The following is a 24,463-nucleotide window of genomic DNA, read 5'->3' on the forward strand; positions in this document are numbered from 1 at the left end:
CTTCAAGCCACATGCCGGCAGCGTTCTGGATGCCCTCGAGTCGCGGTCGTGCCGAGCGCTCATACCGTCGTCATGCCCGCTTCATTTGCTCTTCATGCCGCCTTCATGTCCCGTTCACGCAGAGCGAAAGCGCTCGCGATATTGCATCGGCGTGACGCCGATCCGTTTCGTGAAGACAATGCGCATCCGGTCGGCCGTGCCGAAACCGCAGTCGTAGGCAATCGTCTTGAGCGCTGCGCCGCTGCTTTCCAGCAACTTGCGCGCCGCATCCACGCGTGCACGTTCGACGAATTCATGCGGCGTCACCTTGGTCTCCTGCACGAACACGCGGGCGAAATTCCGTGCGCTCATTCCCGCGACATCCGCCAGTTGTTTGACCGTGAAGCTCTCGCGAATCCGCTCCATTACGTGCGCCTGCACTTTGGCGACTGGCGAGGTTTCGTCGGCTGACGCGGTCAGGTAGGGGCTGAACTGCGATTGGCCGCCCTGTCGCTGTGCAAACACCACTAATCGCTTGGCGACCGCGAGCGCCGTGTGCGACCCGTGATCCTCGGCGACCAACGCAAGCGACAGATCGATGCCTGCCGTCACGCCCGCTGACGTGACCAGGTTGCCGTCGCGCAGATAGATCCGGTCGAAATCGACATGGGCTTGCGGAAACTGCTCGGCGAGTTGCGCCGCGTGCTGCCAGTGCGTGGTGACATTGCGCGCGTCGAGCAGGCCGGCGTGGCCGAGCGCGAATGCGCCGGTGCAGATCGAGCCAAATCGCTCGCATTGCGCGGCGACTTGCGACAACCACTCCAGCAAACGTGTGTCGGGCGCGACATCGCCGGGTAGCGCCGGGCCGCCTGCTACTAGCGCAAGGTCGAACGGGTGGCGCGCTTTTTCGAAAGTGGCATCGGCGGTCAGCGTCATGCCGTTGGACGCACGCAGCGAACCCGGCTCCGCGCTGAGCAGCGTGACCTCATAGCGATCCTGTGGCGCGATGAACCGATTGGCTTCGGAGAACACATCGACCGGACCGGCGACGTCGAGCGCCTGCACGCCATGAAAGATCGCGATCGCGACGGTAGGCATCGAATGATTTCCTTTGACGATGGACGGAATCCGCACGTCGCGGCAGTCAACGTGGTGCGTTTGGCAGCGTTCGACGGTGCACGGCGATTGCCCGAGACAGCACGCTGACCAATACTGAACTTCATCGGACGCGCTGCTTAATCAGTCAGAAACACGGTAAGAACGCGCATCGCGGACCAGCATACCAAACGCGCTATCGACTCACAAAGACCGCGCGTCCGGTTCATTCACGTCTTTCACGGAGCACTTCACATGACCACGATCGCAGGCATCCAGATTCCCGATAGTATGATGGCGCGCGAAGCGACGCAGCTCGTGCGTGATACCGAAACCGAACTGTTGTATCACCATTCGCGTCGGGTGTTCCTGTTCGGCTCTCTGGCCGGCGCGCGCAAGCAACTCAAATACGATGCAGAACTGCTGTACATCGGCGCGATGTTTCACGACATGGGGCTCGTCGCACCGTATAGCAGCGAGCATGATCGATTCGAAGTGGATGGCGCGAACGCGGCGCGGGATTTTCTGCAACGCCACGGCATCGGAGAAGACGATATCGAACAGGTGTGGAATTCGATCGCGCTGCACACGACGCCTGGGATTCCGCAGTATATGAAGCCGGTGGTCGCTCTGGTCACGGCGGGCGTTGAAATGGACGTGCTCGGCCTCGCTTACGATGAGTTCAGCGAACAGCAACGGCATGAGGTCACGCATGCGCATCCGCGCGGCGCGCATTTCAAGGAAGGCATCATCGATGCATTCGCGCACGGCACGATTCATAAACCGGAGACGACCTTCGGCAATGTAAAAGCGGACGTGCTGGCGCTGAAAGACCCGCATTACCATCGCGAGAATTTTTGCACGATGATTCTTGGGTCGGCGTGGAGGGATTAATTAGTCGACGTGCCGCGGCGAAAATGACAGCGGCATAGTAGAAATATTATCGGCACAATTTTCATCCAGCATGTCATTTCCAGTAAGCGTTCGCGACTAAAGCCATGAAACACCCGGTGGTTCGTGTGCAGCGGCCAGCCCGGGTGTTGCATTCCCAGACCCGTCATGTGCAGCGGATCGACCGCGGCCTGTCTGTCTGAGCGTTTGAACGTCGCCTACGTAGCCGATTTTGAAGCCCGGCTGCTCACTTGAAACTGGAGATGACATGAAATCGATTCGAGCTTTGATGATGTGTAGCCTGTTGCCACTCGCGCTGATCGCGGGTTCAGTACAGGCACAGGGAATAGGGCGCGCCGGCACATATCTGATGCCGCCGAACTACGGCATGATGATGGAGAAGCTGACTCCTGAGCAGCGTACACAGGCTATCGGCATCGAGCAGAAAATGATGCAGATGGACATGGAGTATCAGGACACGATGGCGCAGATGGAGATGAAGCATGCGCATGAAATGATGCAGATGCAAAATCAACTACTGGATATTTTCAAAGGCCATTGAATCTCATCTTGATTCGACCGGTTCGCGTTTCGACTCACGACAAACGCGTGCCGGTCATCCTCTGCCATGCAACGCGGCGATTTCCTGTAAATCGAGATCCCGTTCCAGCTCGGTTAGCAGTTCGTCATGAATCAACCCTGACCGATGCATCCGCAACAATTCGCTGCGGCCGGCCGCCACGGCGGCGAGCACAACGTCGTAGTGTGCGGTTCGAACATCGGCGGGATATTCCGTCACATCCTGGAAGGTTTCAGTCATCCGCGCCCGATAGCTGTATTGCTCCAGCAGGCGCGGATGAATCACCTGGCCCTGCGCGTCGTGCACGAGCGGTTGGATCGCGGCAAACTGCGTCGCTTCGACCCTCGCCCACGCCTGAGGCTCGGTCAAATGCCGCTCGTTGCGCTCCTCTACGCTATCCGGTTTGACCCAACGAATCAGCGCGCCGATCGTGGTCCCCTGGCCGAGCACGGTCACGAGAATCACCGCGAATGACGCGACCAGAATCAGATCGCGCCCTGGCATCGCCTCGGGCAACGAGAGCGCGATCGCCAGCGTCACCACGCCACGCATGCCGGCCCAACTTGTCACCGTCGACGAGCGCCAGTCGAGCGCAATGTTTGCGTGCCGCGTCAGCTTGCACACGAGTCCCTTTAACCATTCGACGGCGAACACCCACACGAAGCGCGACAGCACGACCGCTGCGATCACTGCGCCGACAGCGGGTGCAAACGCGTTCAACGTATCGCCGACGCCGCCCAGCCGCACGATCACGCCGCGCAGCGACAGCCCGATCAGAATGAACACTAGCGCTTCCATCAGGAAGATCAGGACTTGCCAGAAAGCCGTGCCGCGCATGCGCACTGCGGCAGAGAAAACTTCATGCTGATGCCAGCCCAGCACCATCCCGCAACTGACGGTTGCGATGACGCCCGAGACTTCCAGCATGTCACCTGCGATGTAGCTGATCCACGGGGAGAGTGCGGATGCGGTGATGATGAGGTAGGCGTCGTCGAGGGAGCGCAGCAGCTTGACGACCACGAAGCCGATTGCGATGCCCACCGCCACGCCACCCAGGCCGAGCACGGCAAACTGCCCGGCCGCGTGTTGAGCGCTGAACGTGCCAGTCAGCGCGGCCGTGACGGCGAAGCGGACCAGCACGATGCCGGCGGCGTCGTTGAGCAGGCTTTCGCCTTCGAGGAGCACCATCAACCGGCGCGGCAGCGCGACGCGTTCCAGTACGGCCTTCGCGGCGATGGCGTCAGGTGGCGAGACGATCGCGCCCAGCGCGAAGCACGCGCTCCACGGTAAGGCCGGCACGACCCAATGCACAACCAGGCCGACCGCGAGAGTCGTAAAGACGACAGCGCCGATTGCGAGCAGCAGGATGCCGCCGAGATTGCGCTTGAATTCGTCCCACACGGAGAAGTACGCGCCGTCCATGAGGAGCGGCGGCAGGAACACGACCAGGACCAGCTCGGGATCGAGGTTGATGCGAGGCAGTCCAGGCACGAAGGCCATTGCGGCGCCGCCGACCAGAAGCGCCGCGGCCGGTGGGAGTCGCAACCGCCTGGCGAGCAGTTGGAGACCGATCATCGCGGCGAGCGACAGCAGGACGAGTTTGAAGGCCATGACGGAGGACATGCGGAGGCCTCGGCGGGTGGCTAGGGATTACTTTTTATCACAGGGAGGGGATTCTGCCTGCGGCTGAGCCGACGGACGATACACCTATGGCATCAAATACTTGAGTTGACTGCGCGCAGATTGTCCACAGCCTTGTGGACAAAAACTGGGGATAACTTTAGGGAGTCCGCCCGGACGGCTAGTCCGTTTTCAACGGTTCGATTTTCTGAGTTGAAGCTTCCTAATACTGACAAATGGATAGCACTGTAGTCGCACTACACGTCTCTTTTTCGGGACTGTGTGCAACGCGCCCCATCCGTCTTTCTTGTTTTCCCTAGGTTTGGATGTCAGTGTTGAATCACTTTCACGTCCGAATATCCCGCGTCCGGATTGGCTGCGGGCAATTCTTTTCAGTTGCTACTCCGCTTGTTGTCGCCGTGAAATGACGATGACTGACAGAGACATACGTGTTTCCTTACGCATCGTGTGCGAGCTGCTACGGGTTTCGTTTAGGCGGCCACAAGGAAAGTGTAATTTTAGGAATTGTCGGATAGCGGGGGCGGAACCGTCCTTATAGGGTGCTCGGTCTTCAACCAAGTACAACCAATAAGGATGACTATGAAAAATCACAGACTTACCGAGGGAGCAGGAGGCCTGGTGATTCGCCTGCTGACCGCATTCATGCTGCTGGTGGTAGCATTCGGCGCCAACGCGGACGACTACTGTTATTCGCTCTATGCAAAGTCCGGCGCAAAGCCGGGTACTACATCGTGCCGGAATGACGTGTTTGGTAACACGCCCGGGGGTATGGGGAACTATGCGTGTATCAACAACATTTCCCTGATCGATCAGTGGTGCGCGACTCCTGCGACGGACGAACCGGAACAAAGTTGCCCGGTTGCTGATCCCGTGTATCCCGGCAGTGGCGCGGTCACGCTAACGGAGGCTGACTTCGTTAGCGGTGACGACATTCCGATGCAGTTCACACGGACTTACCGATCGAAGCCACTGGGTGTTTCCGCCACTGCGATGGGACCGGTTTGGTTTCATAGTTGGCAACGCAACCTGGGACTGGCGAACGCCAACAGCGGCAGTACCTCGAAGGTGCTTGCGTATCGCGAGAACGGTGAACCTGTCACATTCAACTGGTCAGCCGGCACCTGGCGTACAGCGGGCTTTACCGGCCTGTCACTGTCGCAGAGCGGATCGGGATGGACACTAACCGATCTTCGCACTGAAACCGTCGAAACGTATTCAGCGCAAGGCGTGCTGTTTTCGGAAAGCACCAAGACGGGTTTTGTTCGCACGCTGAACTACGATGGTTCAGGCTTGCTGACCACGATCACGCAGCATGCAGCGGGGACGGATGCGAACAAGAATATTACGCTTCGTCTCGACTACGACGACAAGCACCGTCTGTCACGCCTGAATGATCCGCTCGGGGGGATGACCCAGTATGGGTACGACGCAAACGGCAATCTCGTTTCGGTCACGTGGCCTGATGGATATGCACACCGCTATGTCTACGACGACTCCCGCTTCAAGAACGCGCTGACCGGTGAGATCGATGAGGCGGGTAGCCGGATTGCGACCTGGAGCTACGATTCCCAGGGGCGTGCGATGGCGGTTAGCCATCCTGAATCGTCTCGCAATGCACAGTTCACTTACGGCACAGGGACAACCTCCGTCACCGATAGCAAACGAACGACGACGCTGAATTTCTCTTCGGTCGTCGGGATGCTGCGGCCCACCTCCAGCAGTTCGGCCGACGGGGCCACCGTTCTGGCCTGGGACGCGTCGGGCAATCTGCTGAAAGATACGGGCGCAAGTGGCAATACCGAGTACGCGTACGACGACGCAGGGCGCCCAGTTCGGATAACGGTCAATGGCGTGTCCGGCACGTCGATAACCACGATCCGCTACGCCGACACTACGAGCCTGCATCCGGCGACCATCGCGTCGCCCGGAGTCATCCAGTCGTTCGTATACGACGCGCAGGGCAATGCTACCGGTATGAGCGAAACGCCCACCGCGGATAGCACCGGCGCAAGTGGCTTCGACGCAGCAAAATCCGGCGGCGCAACCCGTGCCTATGGCATGGTCTATGACGTGTTTAACCGACTCACATTCGTTCAGATGCATGAGGGCGGCGCACTGATTGGTCAGTGGGTAGTCACCCACGACGCTAGCGGCAATGTGTTCTCGATCTATCCGACGGATGAGTACGTCGCGAGCGAGATAATTGCGCGCGATGCCAGTCATCGTCCTTTGCGCGGCTTTAACCCGACCGGCGATTTCAACTTGCGCTACGACCGGCGTGGGCGGATTGACCTTTTCACGTTCAATGAATATGCAAGTCCGGCGAACGGTGGCGTCCGACGCGTACTGAAGGTCAGATTCAGTTTCTCACCGGACAGCCAGGTTGTGTCACGGACCGGCACTGTCGCGACGAACGGGAGCATTCTTGACCTGAATGATGGTTCGGATATCGCGATCTCCAGCGATGAGATCGACCAGTGGATCGACAACTATAACTTCGGTGAATCCCCGGTAGGACCGCCCGCTAATCTCCAGGGCGCAAGACAGCTGCTGCGCGCTGGCTCATCCGTCGGCATGGGCACGGTCTGTAGAAGTTGCCATTTTTCGGCCGGCTTGTACGACGGTTTGCTGGTGCGGGGCATCGTATTCGTGTGGCGGCTGGCGCAAAACCCGGCAGTCCGGTACGGCATCGGGCAGGGTGTGCAAAAGGCACGTGATACGATCGAGCGCATCAAGGAGCAATGCAAGCCGGTCGTCAAGGACACGTCGGAAGTTAACTTTGGCAGGAATGACAACCAGATCTACCATACGTTCCGCTACCTCGATGCAAAAGGTATCCCACGTCAGCCGGTCATTAACGCGATTATTAAGGATGTGGCGGAAAACAGTGGTGCAAAGATGGCAGTCGGCGACGGGGAAACGTTCTACATAACCGTCAATGGCGTGCAGATCGGGTACTCGGCTTATCGACAGTCTGCGGACGTTGTTCGCGTTGGCTCGATCCGACCACCACGGTAAATGCGTCCCGAGGAAAATCTATGCAACGATCCTTAAAACCGCAAGAGCGCCAACTCATCGAGTTTCTTATATCCGTCAATGCGTCCTTGTACGAGGCAGATGTACCTCGGTGGATGGATCAGATTCAAAACTGTACGGTTCGAGAAGTCAACGTTCCCTATTGCCTGGCCATCAGTCATGAAGACGAAAGCTATAAAGGCTGGGAAAATTCCCACACGCTCGCGCGTGAACTGATAGCCGTCGATGAGGGGGTGCCGGTGCTTATCTATGCAATCGTCGATGACACTCAGGCAGGTTTGGTCTTGGACTCTTTCAATATCGATCGCCTTGATGGAGAGCCGCTTATCACCTATCCAGACGCAGGTGACGGGTTAATGATTGTCGAGGGGAACAAGAGGGTTGGTGGAGCAGACTTGCGCCATCTGTATGGCGGGTCGCGTTCGTAACTTGCCTTACCATGTGACCAGTCAGCGTAACACCTAGCTGTCGAGCAGACTTCACTTTAAATGGTCGACCGGCGCCCCGCTCCTCGGGAGCGGCAGCGTTGGTTCGGCGCCGGGCGGTTCACGCCAGATAAAAGGTGGTTTCAGCCGTTTGCCAGGCGGGCTGACGAATGCATCGACTCGGCAGAATGTATTTGCATCAGTGGCTTGGTACTGTTGTGGGCGTGTTATCCACAGGCTTGCGAACAAAAACTGGGGATAAGTTTGTGGCTGCCGTTTGGACGCCTAGCCAGTGAGGTTTGGCCCGCTTTTTCTCGGATCTGATTTTTTGAAATCGTACTTTGTACCGCGATTAGTCGCATAGCACTTTCTTGTGAAACCCCTCTCCCTTTCGGGCGGCGTGCTACGCGGCTCGTCTCTTCCGTTCCAGTCGGTCCTGGTTTAGGTGCCAGCGTCCAATCATTTTCACGTACGAATATCCAGCGTCCGATATTCTTGTTTTTTCGCCGCAACGCGATGAAGACTGACTGGCTCTCGCGTAATTCCCTACGGATTGCGGATGAGGTTTGAAGGCAACGTTTGTATGGGAATCCAGGGCGATTGCATGAAGCTCATAGGCCCAGCAGGCCAGCGCGATATTGATCGTTGGCGCAGGCCTTGAGGCGGCGGATCTTCAGCCCCGCTTTGATGTTTGTATCGCGCCTGAGCAGATTCAAGGCGATACGGCGCAGGATTGCGAAGTTCTGCGCAGCATTCTCGACCTTCACACGGCACTGGTCTTCGCCAAAGGCCATGTCGAGCACTAGTGCATGTTGTTCTCAATGCGCCAGTGCGAGCGTATGGCATGGGCGATCCTGTTCGCGTTGGCGCGCAAGTGCCTGCGGGTTGTCCTTGACTGCCAGCACGTAGTCAGGTTGCGACTGGATGACCTTGTCCGCGATGCGCTGCTGGCAGCCCATCGCATCGATCGTCACGATCGCGCCCTTGAGCAGCAGTGCGTCAAGCAACTCCGGAATCGCCGTGATCTCGTTGCTTTTGTTTGCCGTGCGCACCTGCCCCGGCACCACGCCCAGGCCACTGCCGTAGGCCGACACCAGGTGCAGCGCCCGCTGGTCGCCGCGCTGGGAGCCGCGCACCGTCTTGCCGTCGAGCGCCACCACCTGTCGACCAGCACCGGGCACAGGTGCGCAGTCCCGCGCATGAAGCAGGCTTCAAACTGTTGCGCATCGAGCGCGGCAAACACGCGCCCAAACGTGTCGTGCGACGCAATGCCGTTGACCAGCGGCAGGTAGCGCCGCAGCCAGTCCAGCTTCGCTTCGGCCCATGTCTGGATCGCCACCCGGCTGTCGGCGCCCGACAGAATTGCACACAGGGCCACCACCAGCATCTCCGTCAGATCATGAGCCGGCGTGCGGCTGCGCGGATCGCGCAAATCGCCAAACGCCTCTTCAATACTCAGCACATCTTCCCGCATCGCTTTGCCCCGGCCGCAAAAGCCAGAGTAAACGCGCCCTCAACCGGGCTTACAACCGTCCCGCCACCATCTGTAACGTTTCATGCAATTGCTCTGGATTTTAGTTCAAGGAGACCGTAATTTTAGGAATTGTCGGATTTTCCGTTCATTGAGTTCCTTATAGGGTGCTCGTATCTCAAACAAGTACAACCAATAGGGATGTAAATGAAGGACTACAGATTTAGCGGAGGGACAGCGGTCATTGCGTCCCGGGTACTGGCTGCATTCATGCTGCTCATAGTCGCGTTCGGAGCAAGCGCGGACGACTGCTTCACGCTTTACTCAAAATCCGGCGCAACGCCTGGTTCAAAGACCTGCAAGATTGACGTGACTAGCAATACCCCAGGCGGGATGGGCAATTACGCCTGTATCAATAACCTCGCTCTGATCGAGCAGTGGTGCAACGGAACCGACAATCCGTCTGATGACTCCTGCCCGGTGGCAGACCCAGTGTTTCCAGCAAACGGCAACGTGACGGTTTCCGAAGTTGACTTTGCGAGTGGTGACACGTCTCCACTTGTCTTTAGTCGTACATATCTTTCGAGGCCATACGATAAAGCGCAGACTGCGATGGGCGGCTACTGGGTCAACAACTGGCAGCGAAGGCTTGATCTGTCGGCGGTTAATGCGGGCACGCCGAAAATCGCTGCTTATCGGGGTAACGGGCAACCTCTGACATTCAAGTGGATTGGCGGAGCGTGGGCCGTGCCAGGAACCGCTGGTCTTTCGCTGACGAAAGCTGGCGACGGATACTTCTACCTGAAGGACGACCTGCTTGGTACGACGGAAGCCTACTCGGATACCACTGGCAAATTCTATTCCGAAACAACCCGCACGGGTGTGATCCGCAAGGTTACATATGACGGCAGGCAACGACTGTCAATTGTCGCCTGGTGGCCAGCCGATAACGTAATACAGGCAACAGCGACATCAATTAGGTTGGAATACGACAATAACGACCGTGTCGTTACCCTGGTGGATCCTTTGGGAATGCCCACGGACTATGCTTACGACGGGAAGGGCAATCTTGCTTCGGTAACTGCACCATATGGGCACGTTCGTCAGTATCTGTACGAGGACGCCCGCTTTCCAAACGCATTGACTGGTGTAAAGGACGAGTCCGGCTCGCGGGTTGCAACGTGGACCTACGATTCCAGCGGACGTGCAATCTCGGTTACCCATCCGGACACCACGCGGAACGTGTCGCTCAGCTACCTTTCGGGCACGACGACGCTCAGCGACATGTCCGGCATCAGCACGTATTCGTTTGATGTCGGAGATACGTTGCGTCCCCGCTCAATTGCAACGCCAGGCGGCACGGTATCGAGGACGTGGGATGCGGCAGGGAATCTTAAGCAGAGGCAGACGCCCGATGGCGGTATCCAGTACACCTGGGACAGCGCCAACCGGCCAACGAAGGCAACTGCGACAGTTTCCGGGAATAGAACGGTAACGACGATTGAGTACACCGATGCCAGTTCGTTGCGTCCGCACCTCGTCGCAACGCCGGGCAAGATCCGCGCGTTTGTCTACGACGCGCAAGGCAACGCCACTGGCTACGCAGAAGTGCAAACGACCGACCTGACAGGCGAACAGGGGATGCAAGCGGTCGGGACGGGCAGCAAGATGACGGTCGGCGCGAGTTACGATGGAGCGGGTCGTCTCCTGTCAGCCACAGTCATCCAGGACGGCCAGAAGCTTGAGGACTGGACCTATACCTACGACGCAAACGGCAACATCGCAACGACGAAGGACGCGGTCTCGGGATGGACGATGCGAACGCTTGAGCGTAACGCCGCGAACCGTGCAACGCAGATAGCGGGTAACAGCGGTCAGGCAAGCATCGCTTACGATGAGCGTGGTCGCGTAAAGTCCTTTCAGTATAACGAACCGGCAAGTTCTGTAAATGGTGGACTCGCACGCGTACTGGCAGTCGACTATCAGTATGCTGCGAATGGCACGGCCTCGTCGCATTCAGCGAAGGTCTCAACTAACGGCGCGTGGTGGCAGCCGATCAGTGACGCTGAGCTAGGTGTGTGGCTGACCAACTGGGAGTTGGGCAACGACCCGGTTGCGCCGCCGCCTATGCTCACGGGAATCAGCGATGATGCCGGAGCCTTCGTTCCAGAAATGTGCGTCGAATGTTATATGGCGTGGAAAGCCAAGTTGACGGGAACGCTTTACAGTAATGAACTGAGCGATACACTTCCGACGTGGGGCGAGACTACGGAGTTGATGCTGAGCGATCAGTCGCAAGTTCCGTATCCCTCTCTCGTGCCGGACTTGACCAGCTCTGCGAAGAGGTCAATGCTCTATAGCGCTCTTTTCAATACCGGTAGTGGGGGGATCGTTAAATGCGGTGGCAGGGAATCTCGCGAGGCTAAATGTTATTCTCAGCTCGAGAACGACAGGGATATGTGCCGTCTGTTAGCTGGGCCGAGGGGCAAGCGAAACTGGGCGCTATGTTTAGAGAACGCATTTGACAGATATCAACAGTGCAGGGGGTATTGATGGTTAAGCATCTGCCGTATTCTGTAGTTCTGACCTATACCGAAGATCCGCAGCAGTTGATCATGCAAGCTGTGGATTCAGCTAGGTTGGCTCCACTTTTGGCTGGAAGTATGGAGGTGCCATTCTTTCTGGATGAAGACGAGTTCAAGTTTGACGACGAATTGGCGCGACAGCTTGGAGTTGCAGTGCTCAATGTGATCGCAGCAGGCCGACCAGGCATCAAACAATGTTTGGCCCTTACGCAGCATCCAATCGACAGGCCATCAGAAGAGTGACAATTAGAGGTCGAGTGCCATCTGACCGACGTTTGGTCATGGCACCGAGGGGACAGAAGCGGCACCGCTTATACTCGAAGGCGAAGTGCAACTGTCCCCGATCGCGGGGTCATCGGCTTGTTCTTAGCGATGCGACACGTGGCGTGGTCGTCAGGACGGCTTACCTGATGACGGTGGTTGCGTGAATGCTTGATGGCGCTTCGGACGGCCGGTAATTGAGATAGTCTTGAGTGAGCTGCCGATATATATAATCCGCAGCTCCCACCTATGCCACGAAGAATCCTCATGCGAGTCGCCGTCATTAGCGCTTACTACAAAGAGCCGCGTCACGTCTTACGAAGATGTCACGAAAGCGTCCTTGCGCAGCGAGGTGAGGTGACCCACTTTATGGTCGCCGATGGGCCTGTCATAAATTTTGTGTTCAAGGCATAACATGTAGCTGAAGGAGCATGTATGCCACGCAAACCGAAGACGACCAATGAAGCGCAGGCGGCGTTGCCGTCGATTCCCAAGGAACTGATCGACCAGTTCGTGAAGGGGCCGATGACGGCCGAAGCGGTGCACGCCGCGTCAGCCGCGTTCAAGAAGGCACTGATCGAGCGGGCACTGGGCGCCGAACTCGGACATCATCTGGGCTATCCGGCCGGCGCGGTGCGGCCCGAGGACGCGACCAACCAGCGCAACGGCAAGAGTGGCAAGACGGTGCTGACCGACGACGGTCCGCTGCGACTGGAGATTCCACGCGACCGCGACGGCAGCTTTGCGCCGATCCTGATTCCGAAGCACGAACGGCGCTTTACGGGATTTGACGACAAGATCATCGCCATGTACGCGCGCGGCATGACCGTACGCGAGATACAGGGGTTTCTGGCCGAGCAGTACGGCACCGAGGTGTCGCCGGAGTTCATCAGCTCGGTGACCGATGCCGTGATGGACGAGGTGACGGCCTGGCAGGCGCGTCCACTTGAGCCGATGTACCCGGTGGTGTTCTTCGACGCGTTGCGTGTGAAGATCCGCGAGGAAGGGCTGGTGCGCAACAAGGCGATCTATCTGGCGCTGGGCATCCGGCCGGACGGCACACGCGATATCCTGGGACTGTGGATCGAGAACACGGAAGGCGCGAAGTTCTGGATGAAGGTGTTCAGCGACCTGAAGGTGCGTGGCGTGCAGGACATCCTGATCGCGGTCACCGATGGGCTGAAGGGTATGCCTGAAGCGTTGGGTGCGGTGTTTCCGGCCACCACCCTGCAGACATGCATCGTGCACCTGATCCGCAACTCGCTGGACTATGCGAGCTGGAAGGACCGGCGGGGCCTGGCGGCCGCCATCAAACCGATCTATACGGCAGCGGGTGCCGAGGCTGCGCAAGCCGAACTGGAGGCGTTCGAACAGGGCGAATGGGGCCAGAAATTCCCGACCGTGGTAGCTGCCTGGCGTCGGGCGTGGGATCGCGTGATTCCCTTCTTTGCGTTTCCGCCAGCGGTGCGCAAAGTGATTTACACCACAAATGCCATTGAAAGCGTGAACGCCCAGCTACGCAAGATCGTCAAGACGCGTGGACACTTCCCGACTGACGAGGCCGCGACCAAACTGCTGTGGCTGGCCTTACGCAATATCACCGCTGACTGGAGCCGGGCGGCTCACGACTGGAAGGCCGCGATGAACCAGTTCGCGATCCTCTACGAGGATCGCTTCACCAGGATTCATTTGTAAAATGGAACTGACGGTCTGCCCGAGGGCAGACTTTTATCTGCCTTGCACACAAAAATTCAGACACTCCCTCGCCGATGGATTTCCCGCCCCCGAAGTTGATAGCTGGACGGGTGTGGTTCACATCAAGATTCCCAATCACGCCGACTACGGGGATACTCCTCGCGGTGTAGGTGCCGCTTGCGCGGCCGCCAATGGATTTGATGCGATCTGTTTTCTTGACGCCGACAACTGGTATGAGCCAAACCATGTTGAAACGATGCGCATGATCGTCGAGAAAACGGGAGTGCAGGCAGTCACGGCGGCTCGAAAGATTTTCACTGCCCACGGCCGTATGCTCGGCGTCTGCAAAGAATCCAACGGCGTCGATTTCAGCGACACCAATTGTTATTTTCTTACGCGCCGCGCCTTTTCCGCATGCGCAGCGTGGCTATTCAAGGACGCGCGAGAAAGCATCAGCGGCGACAGGGTATTCTGGAACGCCGTGCAAACCGGAGGCTACACGCGTATCCACTCGACCGTGCCAACCGTGAACTACGTGAGCACCCTCGCATTTCACTACGAGATGTTCGGAGAAATTCCGCCCGACGACTCAAAGATGATCTTGAAATTTGCCGGCCGCCAGCATTTTCAGATGATTAGTTATGCGCAATTCAAGGCAATGGGCGGAGTGCCGCCAGCAGAATGACTGCTGTCTTACAAGCGCGGAGTGCGCCACGACACGGATTCCAGATGCGCCGCCGTCTACTCCACGCCAAGGCGCCCGTTTCATGACTGGCGGTTGGAAGGGGCCCATGCCGCACTCAAGGCAACGTTCTCTTAAACCTTCAACACCGCCCCCGCCACCTCCTCTCGCGACTGCACCTGCAAAACCGCATCCCTCTTATCCAGCAAATGCTGCCGCAAAATAGCACTCAACTTCTTCCCATCCCGCGCCTCAAGCGCCTTCAACATCTCATCGTGATCGTGAATCGCACTATCCCACTTCGGGATCTGAAAATTCGACCGAAACCGCAACGCCTGCAAGCGCCGGTTCACAGCCACATAAGTCTGCCGCAGTGCTGAATTCCTCGCCGCTTCATTGATCTTGTCGTGAATCGCCTGGTTACGACTGTAGTACCCAGCCAGATCATTCTGCGTCCGGCAAGCCAGCATCGCGTAATGCAACGCCTTGATCTCGGCAAGCTCGGCAGCCGTCATCCGCTCCGCCGCCAGTTCACCGGAAAAAGCCTCAAGACCACTCATCAATTCAAAGGTCTCACGCAACTCGGCTTCCGACATCTTCGACACCGACGCGCCGCGGTTCGGCGAAATCTCGATCAGCCCTTCGGCGGCCAGCACCTTCAGCGCCTCCCGCAACGGTGTGCGCGAAATTCCAAGTGTCTCGCACAACTCGCGCTCGTTCAGTTTCTTGCCCGGCTCCAACACCCCTTCGACGATAAAGCCGCGAATGTGCTCCACCACCGTGTCGTGCAAGCGCTGACGCTCGACCTTCGGCATCAGCGGGGAAGCGGCCACACTCGCATCGAAATCCGAATTTTGCATACAAAAACCCTCAACATCGTATTAGTGCGATTTTATCGGAAGCGCAAAGAATAGGTAAGAGCGCGGGTAAACACCGGTGTCAGCAAGTAATTTTCATCTTGGGATCGTGGCAGATCGTCTGATATAGTTTTTTGCATGCAAAATTCAATCGGAGGAGCCCAATGCTCAAGCTAGACTTTCACCCCGCTGGCCGTCACTTCCTGCAGATCCCGGGTCCGAGCCCGGTGCCCGATCGCATTCTCCGGGCGATGAGCTACCCAACCATCGACCACCGCGGCCCCGAGTTCGGCGAACTCGGCTTGAAAGTGCTCGAAGGCATCAAGAAAATCTTCAAGACGCAGCAACCGGTGGTGATCTATCCGGCCTCCGGCACCGGCGCCTGGGAAGCGGCGCTGTCGAACACGCTGAGCCCCGGCGACAACGTGCTGATGTTCGAAACCGGCCACTTCGCGACGTTGTGGAAAAAGATGGCGGAAAGCCTTGGGCTGAAGCCTGAGTTCCTTGGCCTGCCCGGCATCGAGGGCTGGCGGCGCGGGGTTCAGCCGCAAATGATCGAGGAGCGCTTGCGTGCCGACACGCAGCACGCGATCAAGGCGGTATGCGTCGTACACAACGAGACTTCGACGGGCGTCACCTCGGATATCGCCGCCGTGCGCCGCGCGATCGACGCCGCCGGACACCCGGCGCTGTTGCTGGTCGACACGATCTCGGGCCTCGCCTGCGCTGACTATCGTCACGACGAATGGGGCGTCGACGTCACCGTGTCGGGCTCGCAGAAGGGTTTGATGCTTCCGCCGGGTATTAGCTTCAACGCAATCTCGCCGAAGGCGTTCGCCGCCAGCAAGCAGGCCAAACTGCCGCGCAGCTTCTGGGACTGGACCGACATCGTCGAGATGAACAAGACCGGCTACTGGCCGTACACGCCGAACACGAACCTGCTGTACGGGCTTAATGAGGCGCTGGAGATGATTCTCGGCGAAGGGCTCGACAATGTGTTCGCCCGTCACGAGCGTCTTGCCGAAGCCACCCGCCGTGCGGTCCGCGCGTGGGGTCTGGAGATCCAGTGCGCGGATCCGGCTGTGTATAGCCCGGTGCTGACCGGCGTGATGATGCCCGAGGGTATCGACGCCGACGTGGTCCGCAAGGTCATCTACGAACGCTTCGACATGTCGCTCGGCACCGGCCTCGGCAAGATGAAGGGCCGCATGTTCCGCATCGGCCACCTCGGCGACTGCAACGACCTGATGCTGCTGGCAACCCTCGCCGGTTGCGAAATGGGGCTGCGGCTCGCGGGCGTGCCGCTCAAGGAAAGTGGTCTGCCTGCCGCTATGGAGTGGTTGAGCCAGCCGACACAAGCCTCAGGGATGAAAGCGGCGGCTTGAGCGCTTTAGCGCGTCGGTTGTCTGATACCTCGGCGTAACGACGCGCCACAGCGCATCTCGCAGCAAGGGAAGGCGGGGAGCACTTCCCTCAAGAGGCCGCGCATAGAACGCGGCTCATGAACAACATGCGATGTTCCCGCGGCATATGTCGCCGGGCGACGACGCAGCGCGCCATTCCAGGCGTGCCGTCGACAGACTGCAATGGAGAGAGACGATGAAGCGGTTTCGTTTGAGCAGTGCGACCAGTATCGTTCTAGTGATGCTATGCATCATGTACTTCATCACTTACCTCGACCGCGTCAATGTCAGTACCGCGGCCGCCGGATTCGGCAAGGAGTTCGGACTCTCGCATACGGAAGTGGGCCTGGTGTTTTCGGCCTTCGCTTATCCGTATCTGATTTTTCAGATCATCGGTGGCTGGGTCAGTGATCGCTTCGGTGCGAAACGCACGCTGATTTTCTGTGGCGCGATCTGGGGCGTGGCGACGTTGCTGACCGGTCTCGCCGGTGGCCTGGTTTCGTTGCTGGCCGCGCGCGTGCTGCTTGGCTTCGGCGAAGGCGCCACGTTTCCTGCCGCCACCTCCGCGATGGCGCGCTGGGTCGCGAAAGAAAAGCGCGGCTTCGCGCAGGGCATCACCCACGCGGCATCGCGTATCGGTAACGCGATCGCTCCTGGTTTGATCGTGCTGGTGATGGCGACCTGGGGTTGGCGCGAGTCGTTCTATATCTGCGGTGTGTTCAGCTTGCTGTGGGTTGCAGTGTGGGCGTTCACGTTCACCGAACATCCGAAAGATCATCCGCGTATCACGACCGAGGAACTCGACGTCTTGCCCGCACCGAAGACGAAAGTGGCCGGTGTGCCGTGGGGAAAACTGTTTCGCCGTATGTGGCCGGTCACGATCGTGTACTTCTGCTACGGCTGGACCTTGTGGCTGTTCCTTAGCTGGATTCCGCAGTACTTCCTGCACAGCTATCACCTGCAACTTCAAAAGTCGGCGATCTTCGCATCGGTCGTGTTCTTTGCCGGTGTGATCGGCGACACGCTCGGCGGTATCGTCACCGACTGGATCTTCACGCGTACCCGCAGCCTGAAGCGTGCGCGAAGCTGGATGGTGTCGGTGTGCATGTTCTTTTGCCTGCTGTCGCTGATTCCGCTGATGTTCACGCACGACTTGTATCTGTCAATGGCATGTCTCGCATCAGGCTTCTTCTTCGCTGAAATGACGATCGGCCCGATGTGGGCGATCCCGATGGATATCGCGCCGGAATACTCGGGCACCGCGAGCGGCATGATGAACACTGGCTCGGCATTGGCCGCGATCATCTCGCCGGTGGTCGGCGGATTTCTGATCGACTACTTCGGCAGCTGGGAATTACCGTTCGTCGGCAGCATGCTGTTGATGGCGATCGGCGTGGTGCTCGCGTTCCGCATGCAGCCGGAAAGCAAATTCGAGCTCGACGCGGCCGACAAAGCGCACGTTACGACCGTGGGTGTGTAAGCCAGATGCACCGCTCCCTCCCTTCGCCTTCAAAGAAATGACTACACCACTGAGTCAACGTCTCGCCGACGCACGCCGCGATCACCTGACGCTCGATGCGTTGCCGCCAGAACAAACGCCCGCGGATGGCGCCGCTGCCTACGCGATCCAGCACGACATCCTGCGCATCCTGGACGCGCCGATCGGCGGCTGGAAGATTGGCGCGAAGTCCGACAGCGGCCCGATCCAGGGTGCACCGTTGCCTGCGGGCGATTTGCACGCCGACGGCGCACGGTTGCCGCGCCAAGTCTTCGCGCCGCTGGGGCTCGAACTGGAGATCGCATTCCGTTTCGGCCGCCGCTTCGAGCCTTCCACGACACCCTATAGCGAAGCCGACGTGCTGGCGGGCATCGGCTCGATCGGCGCGACCATCGAAATCGTGGCGAGCCGTTATGCAGAATGGCCCAAAGTCGACAAGCTCGCCCAACTCGCGGATTTGCAGAATCACGGTGCGCTGATCGTCGGCGAATTTACGCCGTATCGCGAGGATTTTCCGTTTGTGGCGCCATCGTTGCAATTCAGTTTTGAGGGCCAGGACGAGGTCAGGGCAAAACCCGCCAATCCGGCGGGTGATCCGCGACGCCTGCTGACATGGCTCGTCAATCACGCCACGTCGCGCGGCATTGCTGTCACACCGGAGATGGTCGTCACCACCGGTTCGTACACCGGAATGTTTTTTCCGCAGAAGGCGGGCACGGCGAGCGGGTGCATTGAAGGGCTCGCGCCAATCAGCCTGACGCTGTACTAGCCCGTTTTCTTATAGGCCGACGACATGTCGAACCCCACTTCTGCTTTACTCGTTAAGCCGATCCATCTTGTTCCGTCCGCCGCGCGCCTGACGACACCACTCGCGCAGCATCTGCGCAAGTCGTTGCGCGGCGACGTGCTGTTCGATGCGGCGAGCCGCGGCCGTTACTCCACCGATGCGTCGATCTATCAGATCACGCCGATCGGCGTGGTGGTGCCGCGCGATCAGGACGACCTGCGGATCGCACTGGACATTGCACGAAGCGAGAAGGTACCGTTGCTCGCGCGCGGCGCGGGCACGAGCCAGTGCGGCCAGACCGTCGGCGAGGCGCTGGTGATCGACACCAGCAAGTGGTTGAACAACATCGTCGCGTTCGATGCCGATGCGCGCACGGTGACGGTCGAACCGGGTGTTGTGCTGGACCATCTGAACGCATGGTTGAAGCCGCACGGCCTGTGGTTTCCGGTCGATGTCTCGACGGCGGCGCAATGCACGATCGGCGGAATGGCCGGCAACAACTCGTGCGGCTCGCGTTCGATCGAATACGGCAACATGGTGCACAACGTCGACGCGATTGACGCGATTCTCGCCGACGGCAGCGAAGCGCGTTTCGCCTCATTGCGCGAGGCGCCGCAAGGCGCGCGCCTGCAGCAGATAGTGGAAGGCGTGAAGCAGATTGCCCAACGTGAGCGCGATGAAATCGTGGCGCGCGTGCCGAAAGTCTTGCGTCGTGTTGCGGGCTACAACATCGACATGTTCGATTGCCAGAACCCGCGCGCCTATACCGACGACGGTATCGCGAATCTCGCGCATCTGCTGGTCGGTTCGGAAGGCACGCTTGCGTTCAGCCGGCAGCTGACGCTGAAGCTCGCACGACTGCCCACGCATAAGATGCTTGGCGTGGTCAACTTCCCGACCTTCTGGCAGTCGATGGCGCTCACGCAGCACATCGTCAAGCTGAAGCCGGTGGCCGTCGAACTGGTCGATCGCACCATGATCGATCTGGCAATGAGCAATCCCGCCTTCCGGCCGGTGATCGAGAAGGCGCTGGTCGGCGAGCCGCAAGCGATCCTGCTGGTGGAATTCGCGGGCGATGACCGTGACCAGCAACTTGCTTCGCTCAAACAACTCACTGAGTTGATGGCCGATCTGGGCTTGCCTGATTCGGTCGTCGAGATGCCTGCCGCGAACGAGCAGAAGGCGCTGTGGGAAGTCCGCAAAGCCGGGCTGAACATCATGATGAGCATGAAGGGCGACGGCAAGCCGGTCTCCTTCATCGAAGATTGCGCGGTGCCGCTCGAACATCTGGCGGAATACACGAGCCGCCTGACTGAAGTGTTCCATCGCAACGGCACCGAAGGCACCTGGTACGCGCATGCGAGTGTCGGCACGCTGCACGTACGGCCGATTCTCGATATGCGACGTGACGGCGCGGTGAAAATGCGCGCCATCGCCGAAGAAGCGGCGGCATTGGTGCGCGAATACAAGGGCGCGTATTCCGGCGAACACGGCGATGGTTTGTGCCGGGGCGAATGGGTCGCGTGGCAATACGGGCCACGTTTGAATCAGGCGTTCACCGAAATCAAGGCACTGTTCGATCCGGATAACCGCTTCAATCCCGACAAGATCGTGCGTCCGCCGAAGATGGACGACGCGCGCAATTTCCGCTTTGCGCCGGGCTACGAAGCGCGTCCCATCGAGACCGCGCTCGACTGGTCCGCATGGAACGTCGAACGCGATCCGCTGACGGGGCAGGAGACGAAGCCGGGCAGCGGCAACGATCTGTCGGGCGGTCTCGCGAAGGCCGTCGAGATGTGCAACAACAATGGCCATTGCCGCAAGTTTGACGCGGGCACCATGTGTCCGAGTTATCGCGTGACGAAGGATGAGCAACATGTGACGCGGGGACGCGCCAACACGTTGCGTCTGGCAATCTCCGGCCAACTCGGCGAAGCAGGACTCGCCAGCGACGACGTCAAGGACACGCTCGACCTGTGCGTCTCGTGCAAGGGCTGCAAGCGCGATTGCCCGACGGGCGTCGACATGGCGAAGTTCAAGATCGAGGCGCGGGCGGCGCGCGTCAAGCGCCATGGGCTGCGTCTGCGTGACAGGCTGGTGGCCTTTATGCCACGCTATGCGGCAACGGCGAGCCGTGTGCCGGGCTTGATGGCACTGGCGGACAACGTGCCGGTGTTGTCGGCGTGGTTCAAGCGTTCAGTGGGTTTCGCGCCCGAACGCGCGTTGCCGCGTTTCAAGAAATCGTTTCTGTCTAATGCCGTGACGGCCCGGCCGGCTCAAGGCGGCGCGCTGAAAGAGGTGCTGTTGTTCGTCGATACGTTCAACAACAGCATGGAACCTGAAAACGCGCGCGCCGCGCAGCAGGTGCTGGAGGCTGCCGGGTATACGGTCCACTTCAATACGCGTCAGGGCGAGCGCCCGGTGTGTTGCGGCCGGACCTTCCTCGCGGCCGGATTGGTCGATGAAGCGAAGCAGGAGGCGCGGCGTATGCTCGATCTGTTCGAGCCGTTTGTGGAGCGTGGTGTACCGATCGTCGGGTTGGAGCCGTCGTGTTTGCTGTCGTTGCGCGACGAGTTTTTGCACTATGGCTTCGGCGAGGAAGCACAGCGGCTTTCGAAGCAGGCGTTTCTGTTCGAAGAGTTTCTGGTGCGCGAGGAAAAGGCCGGGCGTTTGCAGCTTGCGTTGAAGCCATTGGCAAAGGAGCAGGCGCTCGTTCACGGGCACTGCCATCAAAAGGCCTTCGACGCGTTCACGCCGGTGCAAACCGTACTGAACTGGATTCCTGGTTTGAAGGTGTCGACGGTGGAATCGTCGTGCTGTGGGATGGCGGGGAGCTTCGGCTACGAAGCCGAGCATTACGCCACGTCGCAGGCGATGGCGGAACTGTCATTGCTGCCCGCGGTGCGCAAGATTGACGGCAATACCGTGATGGTCGCGGACGGCACGAGTTGCCGGCATCAGATTTATGACGGCACGGGCATCGACGCGATCCATGTGGCGCGCGTGCTGGCGATGGCTTTGCAGTGAGAACTGTCGGGTTGACCAGTGCAGGTCAGCCTAGGGCAGGGCAGCGCGGCTAGGGCAAGAGATGGGGTTCAGGCCGAGGGCAGCTTGGCTCAGGGCGCTCAACCACTTATGCAGCGCTGACCACCTGCCGATACGCCGCAGGCGCCACGCCGGCGCTTTCACGAAAACGATGGCTGAAATGGCTGGCGTTCGCATAGCCGCATTGTTCCGCGACTTGGGCGAGCGACAGTCTCGTGGTGCGCAGCAGCGTGCGTGCGCGTTCGAGTCGTTGCTGCGCGATCCATGCAGCGGGCGGTAGTCCGAACGACGTGCGGAACATGCGCGCCAGATGAAATTCCGACAACGCCGCTACGCCGGCAAGCTCGCCGAGCGTGAGCGTTTGCGCCAGATGGCTCTCGATGTAGTCGCGCAAGCGCCGCCGCGTCGCGACCGACAACCCGCCCTTGAACGATACATCCGTGCGGCGCACGCCTTGTGCGCGCAGCAGCAGACTCAACACCTGATGCGCGGTTTCATTGGTCCGCAGCAGGCCGTCGGGGCCTTGCCAATCTTCATTGGCAAGCGATTGGCACAGGCTCGCGATGCGGGCGTCTTCGAAATAGGTGCGATCGGCAAGCGTCAGTTCGCGCGGCTCGCGATCGAGTTCCTGCACGGCGCGCTGCGTGAAGTGTTCGGGCAGGAAGTAAAGATGCATGAAATGCATGTGGCCGCGCACCCACCAGCGTGATTCATGCTCGCCGGGCAGCGCACAGAGCCGCGACGGCGCGCCGTAGCGCCCGGGCATCTTCTGCCGCTCGGTGCGATAGCCGCCATTCAGATAGCACGACAGCGTGTGATGGCCGGGCCGATCGTAGACCGTCTCGGCCTCCTCGGTGTCGCGGGTCCAGACGGCAATGGCGAGCCGGTCGCCGAGCCACGCGAACCGTTCGAGATTCGCGTTGGCGCTGCGCAGCGTGTGACAGACCGACTGAAGGCCGAACGGCGTTTCGGTGGATTCGATCACGGGGGCGGGCGGTCTGGCGTTCACGGAACGAGCGGGATGCATCCGATGGCAGGGGTAAGCCTCAGTATACGGCGAGTGGTCGCCGGCGGCGCGCCCGTCCGAAAAAGTGCGCAATCCTGGACAAGTGTGGCGGCGGCCGCGGCAGCATAGTTGAGCTTCCGCTTTTTGCTGCTACGGGCTTCGTCATGAATCTTTCGCTCTATGCCGTCACCGTCCTGATCTGGGGCACCACGTGGATCGCGATCAAATGGCAATTGGGTGCGGTGCCGCCGCCTGTGTCGATTGCGTGGCGATTCTGGATCGCGGCGCTGATACTGTTCGCGCTGCTGCGCATCATGCGCCGGCCGATCTGGCCGCCGCGCGCCGCATGGCGCTTCCTGGTCGCGCAAGGCCTTGCGCTCTTCTGTCTCAACTTTCTGTGCTTCTACTATGCCGAGCAGGTGGTGCCGAGTGGCCTCGTAGCCGTGGTGTTTTCAACCGCGCCGCTGCTGAATTCGATTAACGGCCGGCTCTTCATGGGGCGGCCATTGCAGCCGTCGGCGATTGCAGGTGCGGCGTTGGGGCTCGTCGGCATCGTGTGCCTGTTCGTCCAGCAGATGGCAGGACACCTGGGCGACCACACGGTGTGGTTGGGACTCGCTATCGCGTTCCTTGGCACCTTGTGCTTTTCGGCTGGCAATCTGCTGTCGAGCCGGATGCAATCGATGGGCTTGCACCCGTTCGCCACCAATAGCTGGGCGATGCTGATCGGCGCCGGCATCTTGACGGTCGGCAGCGCGCTGGCCGGCTTTTCTTTCTCCATCGAGCCGGACGCGCGTTATCTCGGCGCGCTCGCTTATCTGGCCGTGTTTGGCTCGGTGATTGGTTTTACTGCATACCTGATGCTGGTCGGACGCATTGGACCGGAGCGAGCCGCGTATTGCACCGTGCTGTTTCCGATTGTGGCGCTGGCCGCGTCGACGGTATTCGAAGGCTACCGATGGTCCGCGTTGGCGGTGGTCGGGCTCCTGCTGGTGGTGGCGGGGAATCTGGTGGCGTTCGATCTCACGCGGCGACTCTTTGTGTGGCGGGTGAAGGCTTCCTGAGGGCGCGGCGATACCCTAAGCCGCCGCCCACTCCGGCCGCTTTCCCAGGCTGTCGAACAGTTCGAGTATCGTCGCCTTGACCTTCTGCACGGCATTGGGCTTTCTTTGCTTATCTTTCCTTGCGGCCGGCGGCAAAGAAAGTAAGTGCCGCCCCGCACAGAGGCAACGCGAATAGACCGCTAACAAAACAAGAAAAAGCACAGTCCTGGAAACACCGACAAAGCACCTCGCGAACACAGCCAGAACAACAGATAAAACAGGCAAAGCCCCCAACCGCATGCGCCCAAACAGCCGCCCCAAAAACCTATGGATTAACCACATGGGTAGACGAACCCACCCAACGCCCGTATAATCGCAGCATCCTAACCGTGAAATCCCAGCTACATAGCCCAAGTTGGAAGGAGTTGATTGCAGATTAGCAGCAAACTGCATCCAGCCCACCGCAGGTAAAAATCCCAAGGG

Annotated in this window: 17 protein-coding genes and 1 pseudogene; 13 read left to right on the forward strand and 5 right to left on the reverse strand. The window is 59.5% G+C overall.

Annotation, left to right across the window (positions count from 1 at the left end; translation table 11 throughout):
- Positions 1-114: 114 nt before the first annotated feature.
- Positions 115-1,077 carry a GlxA family transcriptional regulator gene (locus VFE81_RS08135; RefSeq protein WP_325044110.1) on the reverse strand — a complete coding sequence of 321 codons (963 nt, stop codon included), beginning with the start codon at positions 1,075-1,077 and terminating at the stop codon, positions 115-117.
- 252 nt (positions 1,078-1,329) lie between these two features.
- On the opposite strand from VFE81_RS08135, the gene VFE81_RS08140 reads away from it, so the two are divergent.
- Complete coding sequence (locus tag VFE81_RS08140; RefSeq protein ID WP_325044111.1) at positions 1,330-1,968, forward strand: HD domain-containing protein; 639 nt, start codon at positions 1,330-1,332, stop codon at positions 1,966-1,968.
- A 265-nt stretch (positions 1,969-2,233) separates the two neighbouring features.
- Positions 2,234-2,527, forward strand: a complete 294-nt coding sequence (locus tag VFE81_RS08145; RefSeq protein ID WP_325044112.1) for a hypothetical protein — start codon at positions 2,234-2,236, stop codon at positions 2,525-2,527.
- Between the two features lie 54 nt (positions 2,528-2,581).
- On the opposite strand, the gene VFE81_RS08150 is transcribed toward VFE81_RS08145, so the two are convergent.
- Positions 2,582-4,168, reverse strand: a complete 1,587-nt coding sequence (locus VFE81_RS08150; protein WP_325044113.1) for a Na+/H+ antiporter — start codon at positions 4,166-4,168, stop codon at positions 2,582-2,584.
- A gap of 636 nt (positions 4,169-4,804) precedes the next feature.
- On the opposite strand from VFE81_RS08150, the gene VFE81_RS08155 reads away from it, so the two are divergent.
- Both VFE81_RS08155 and VFE81_RS08160 read left to right on the forward strand, forming a co-directional pair.
- Positions 4,805-7,204, forward strand: coding sequence for a DUF6531 domain-containing protein (locus VFE81_RS08155; protein WP_325044114.1), 2,400 nt, complete (start codon positions 4,805-4,807; stop codon positions 7,202-7,204).
- 20 nt (positions 7,205-7,224) lie between these two features.
- Positions 7,225-7,650 (forward strand): hypothetical protein, encoded by a 426-nt coding sequence (locus tag VFE81_RS08160; protein ID WP_325044115.1) that lies wholly within the window; start codon positions 7,225-7,227, stop codon positions 7,648-7,650.
- A 608-nt stretch (positions 7,651-8,258) separates the two neighbouring features.
- Here the strand turns inward: VFE81_RS08160 and VFE81_RS08165 are convergent.
- Positions 8,259-9,121 (reverse strand): annotated as a pseudogene (locus tag VFE81_RS08165) (ISAs1 family transposase).
- 267 nt (positions 9,122-9,388) lie between these two features.
- Here VFE81_RS08165 and VFE81_RS08170 point away from each other — a divergent pair.
- The 4 genes from VFE81_RS08170 to VFE81_RS08185 all read left to right on the forward strand — a co-directional run bounded on the left by VFE81_RS08170 (position 9,389) and on the right by VFE81_RS08185 (position 14,344).
- Entirely contained in the window at positions 9,389-11,671 is a 2,283-nt protein-coding gene (locus VFE81_RS08170; protein ID WP_325044116.1) for a DUF6531 domain-containing protein, read from the forward strand.
- Positions 11,671-11,946, forward strand: coding sequence for a hypothetical protein (locus tag VFE81_RS08175; RefSeq protein ID WP_325044117.1), 276 nt, complete (start codon positions 11,671-11,673; stop codon positions 11,944-11,946). The genes VFE81_RS08170 and VFE81_RS08175 overlap by 1 nt, the downstream gene beginning before the upstream one ends.
- Before the next feature lie 453 nt (positions 11,947-12,399).
- Positions 12,400-13,659 (forward strand): IS256 family transposase, encoded by a 1,260-nt coding sequence (locus tag VFE81_RS08180; protein WP_325044118.1) that lies wholly within the window; start codon positions 12,400-12,402, stop codon positions 13,657-13,659.
- A 1-nt stretch (position 13,660) separates the two neighbouring features.
- A complete protein-coding gene (locus tag VFE81_RS08185) occupies positions 13,661-14,344 on the forward strand; it encodes a glycosyltransferase family A protein (RefSeq protein WP_325044119.1) in 684 nt (227 codons plus the stop codon).
- Between the two features lie 131 nt (positions 14,345-14,475).
- On the opposite strand, the gene VFE81_RS08190 is transcribed toward VFE81_RS08185, so the two are convergent.
- Positions 14,476-15,201: a GntR family transcriptional regulator gene (locus tag VFE81_RS08190; protein ID WP_325044120.1), complete on the reverse strand. Its 726-nt coding sequence runs from the start codon at positions 15,199-15,201 to the stop codon at positions 14,476-14,478.
- Between the two features lie 161 nt (positions 15,202-15,362).
- On the opposite strand from VFE81_RS08190, the gene VFE81_RS08195 reads away from it, so the two are divergent.
- The 4 genes from VFE81_RS08195 (at position 15,363) to VFE81_RS08210 (ending at position 21,913) form a co-directional block, all read left to right on the forward strand.
- Positions 15,363-16,583 carry a pyridoxal-phosphate-dependent aminotransferase family protein gene (locus VFE81_RS08195; RefSeq protein WP_325044121.1) on the forward strand — a complete coding sequence of 407 codons (1,221 nt, stop codon included), beginning with the start codon at positions 15,363-15,365 and terminating at the stop codon, positions 16,581-16,583.
- Positions 16,584-16,797: 214 nt separating this feature from the next.
- Positions 16,798-18,081, forward strand: a complete 1,284-nt coding sequence (locus VFE81_RS08200) for an MFS transporter (RefSeq protein ID WP_325044122.1) — start codon at positions 16,798-16,800, stop codon at positions 18,079-18,081.
- A 37-nt stretch (positions 18,082-18,118) separates the two neighbouring features.
- Positions 18,119-18,868, forward strand: coding sequence for a 2-keto-4-pentenoate hydratase (locus VFE81_RS08205; protein ID WP_325044123.1), 750 nt, complete (start codon positions 18,119-18,121; stop codon positions 18,866-18,868).
- A 24-nt stretch (positions 18,869-18,892) separates the two neighbouring features.
- Positions 18,893-21,913 carry an FAD-binding and (Fe-S)-binding domain-containing protein gene (locus VFE81_RS08210; RefSeq protein WP_325044124.1) on the forward strand — a complete coding sequence of 1,007 codons (3,021 nt, stop codon included), beginning with the start codon at positions 18,893-18,895 and terminating at the stop codon, positions 21,911-21,913.
- A 106-nt stretch (positions 21,914-22,019) separates the two neighbouring features.
- On the opposite strand, the gene VFE81_RS08215 is transcribed toward VFE81_RS08210, so the two are convergent.
- A complete protein-coding gene (locus VFE81_RS08215; protein ID WP_414695563.1) occupies positions 22,020-22,958 on the reverse strand; it encodes an AraC family transcriptional regulator in 939 nt (312 codons plus the stop codon).
- Positions 22,959-23,101: 143 nt separating this feature from the next.
- Between VFE81_RS08215 and VFE81_RS08220 the strand changes: the two genes are divergently transcribed.
- Positions 23,102-24,001: a DMT family transporter gene (locus VFE81_RS08220; RefSeq protein WP_325044126.1), complete on the forward strand. Its 900-nt coding sequence runs from the start codon at positions 23,102-23,104 to the stop codon at positions 23,999-24,001.
- Positions 24,002-24,463 lie beyond the last annotated feature (462 nt).

Source organism: Paraburkholderia sp. (assembly GCF_035656215.1).
Taxonomy (GTDB): Bacteria; Pseudomonadota; Gammaproteobacteria; order Burkholderiales; family Burkholderiaceae; genus Paraburkholderia.

What these genes read in the sequence shown, in the direction of transcription:
- VFE81_RS08135 (WP_325044110.1), bottom strand. Translation starts at nt 1,077, where the DNA reads ATGCCTACCGTCGCGATCGCGATCTTTCATGGCGTGCAGGCGCTCGAC.
- VFE81_RS08140 (WP_325044111.1), top strand. Translation starts at nt 1,330, where the DNA reads ATGACCACGATCGCAGGCATCCAGATTCCCGATAGTATGATGGCGCGC.
- VFE81_RS08145 (WP_325044112.1), top strand. Translation starts at nt 2,234, where the DNA reads ATGAAATCGATTCGAGCTTTGATGATGTGTAGCCTGTTGCCACTCGCG.
- VFE81_RS08150 (WP_325044113.1), bottom strand. Translation starts at nt 4,168, where the DNA reads ATGTCCTCCGTCATGGCCTTCAAACTCGTCCTGCTGTCGCTCGCCGCG.
- VFE81_RS08160 (WP_325044115.1), top strand. Translation starts at nt 7,225, where the DNA reads ATGCAACGATCCTTAAAACCGCAAGAGCGCCAACTCATCGAGTTTCTT.
- VFE81_RS08170 (WP_325044116.1), top strand. Translation starts at nt 9,389, where the DNA reads ATGCTGCTCATAGTCGCGTTCGGAGCAAGCGCGGACGACTGCTTCACG.
- VFE81_RS08175 (WP_325044117.1), top strand. Translation starts at nt 11,671, where the DNA reads ATGGTTAAGCATCTGCCGTATTCTGTAGTTCTGACCTATACCGAAGAT.
- VFE81_RS08180 (WP_325044118.1), top strand. Translation starts at nt 12,400, where the DNA reads ATGCCACGCAAACCGAAGACGACCAATGAAGCGCAGGCGGCGTTGCCG.
- VFE81_RS08185 (WP_325044119.1), top strand. Translation starts at nt 13,661, where the DNA reads ATGGAACTGACGGTCTGCCCGAGGGCAGACTTTTATCTGCCTTGCACA.
- VFE81_RS08190 (WP_325044120.1), bottom strand. Translation starts at nt 15,201, where the DNA reads ATGCAAAATTCGGATTTCGATGCGAGTGTGGCCGCTTCCCCGCTGATG.
- VFE81_RS08195 (WP_325044121.1), top strand. Translation starts at nt 15,363, where the DNA reads ATGCTCAAGCTAGACTTTCACCCCGCTGGCCGTCACTTCCTGCAGATC.
- VFE81_RS08200 (WP_325044122.1), top strand. Translation starts at nt 16,798, where the DNA reads ATGAAGCGGTTTCGTTTGAGCAGTGCGACCAGTATCGTTCTAGTGATG.
- VFE81_RS08205 (WP_325044123.1), top strand. Translation starts at nt 18,119, where the DNA reads ATGACTACACCACTGAGTCAACGTCTCGCCGACGCACGCCGCGATCAC.
- VFE81_RS08210 (WP_325044124.1), top strand. Translation starts at nt 18,893, where the DNA reads ATGTCGAACCCCACTTCTGCTTTACTCGTTAAGCCGATCCATCTTGTT.
- VFE81_RS08215 (WP_414695563.1), bottom strand. Translation starts at nt 22,958, where the DNA reads ATGCATCCCGCTCGTTCCGTGAACGCCAGACCGCCCGCCCCCGTGATC.
- VFE81_RS08220 (WP_325044126.1), top strand. Translation starts at nt 23,102, where the DNA reads ATGAATCTTTCGCTCTATGCCGTCACCGTCCTGATCTGGGGCACCACG.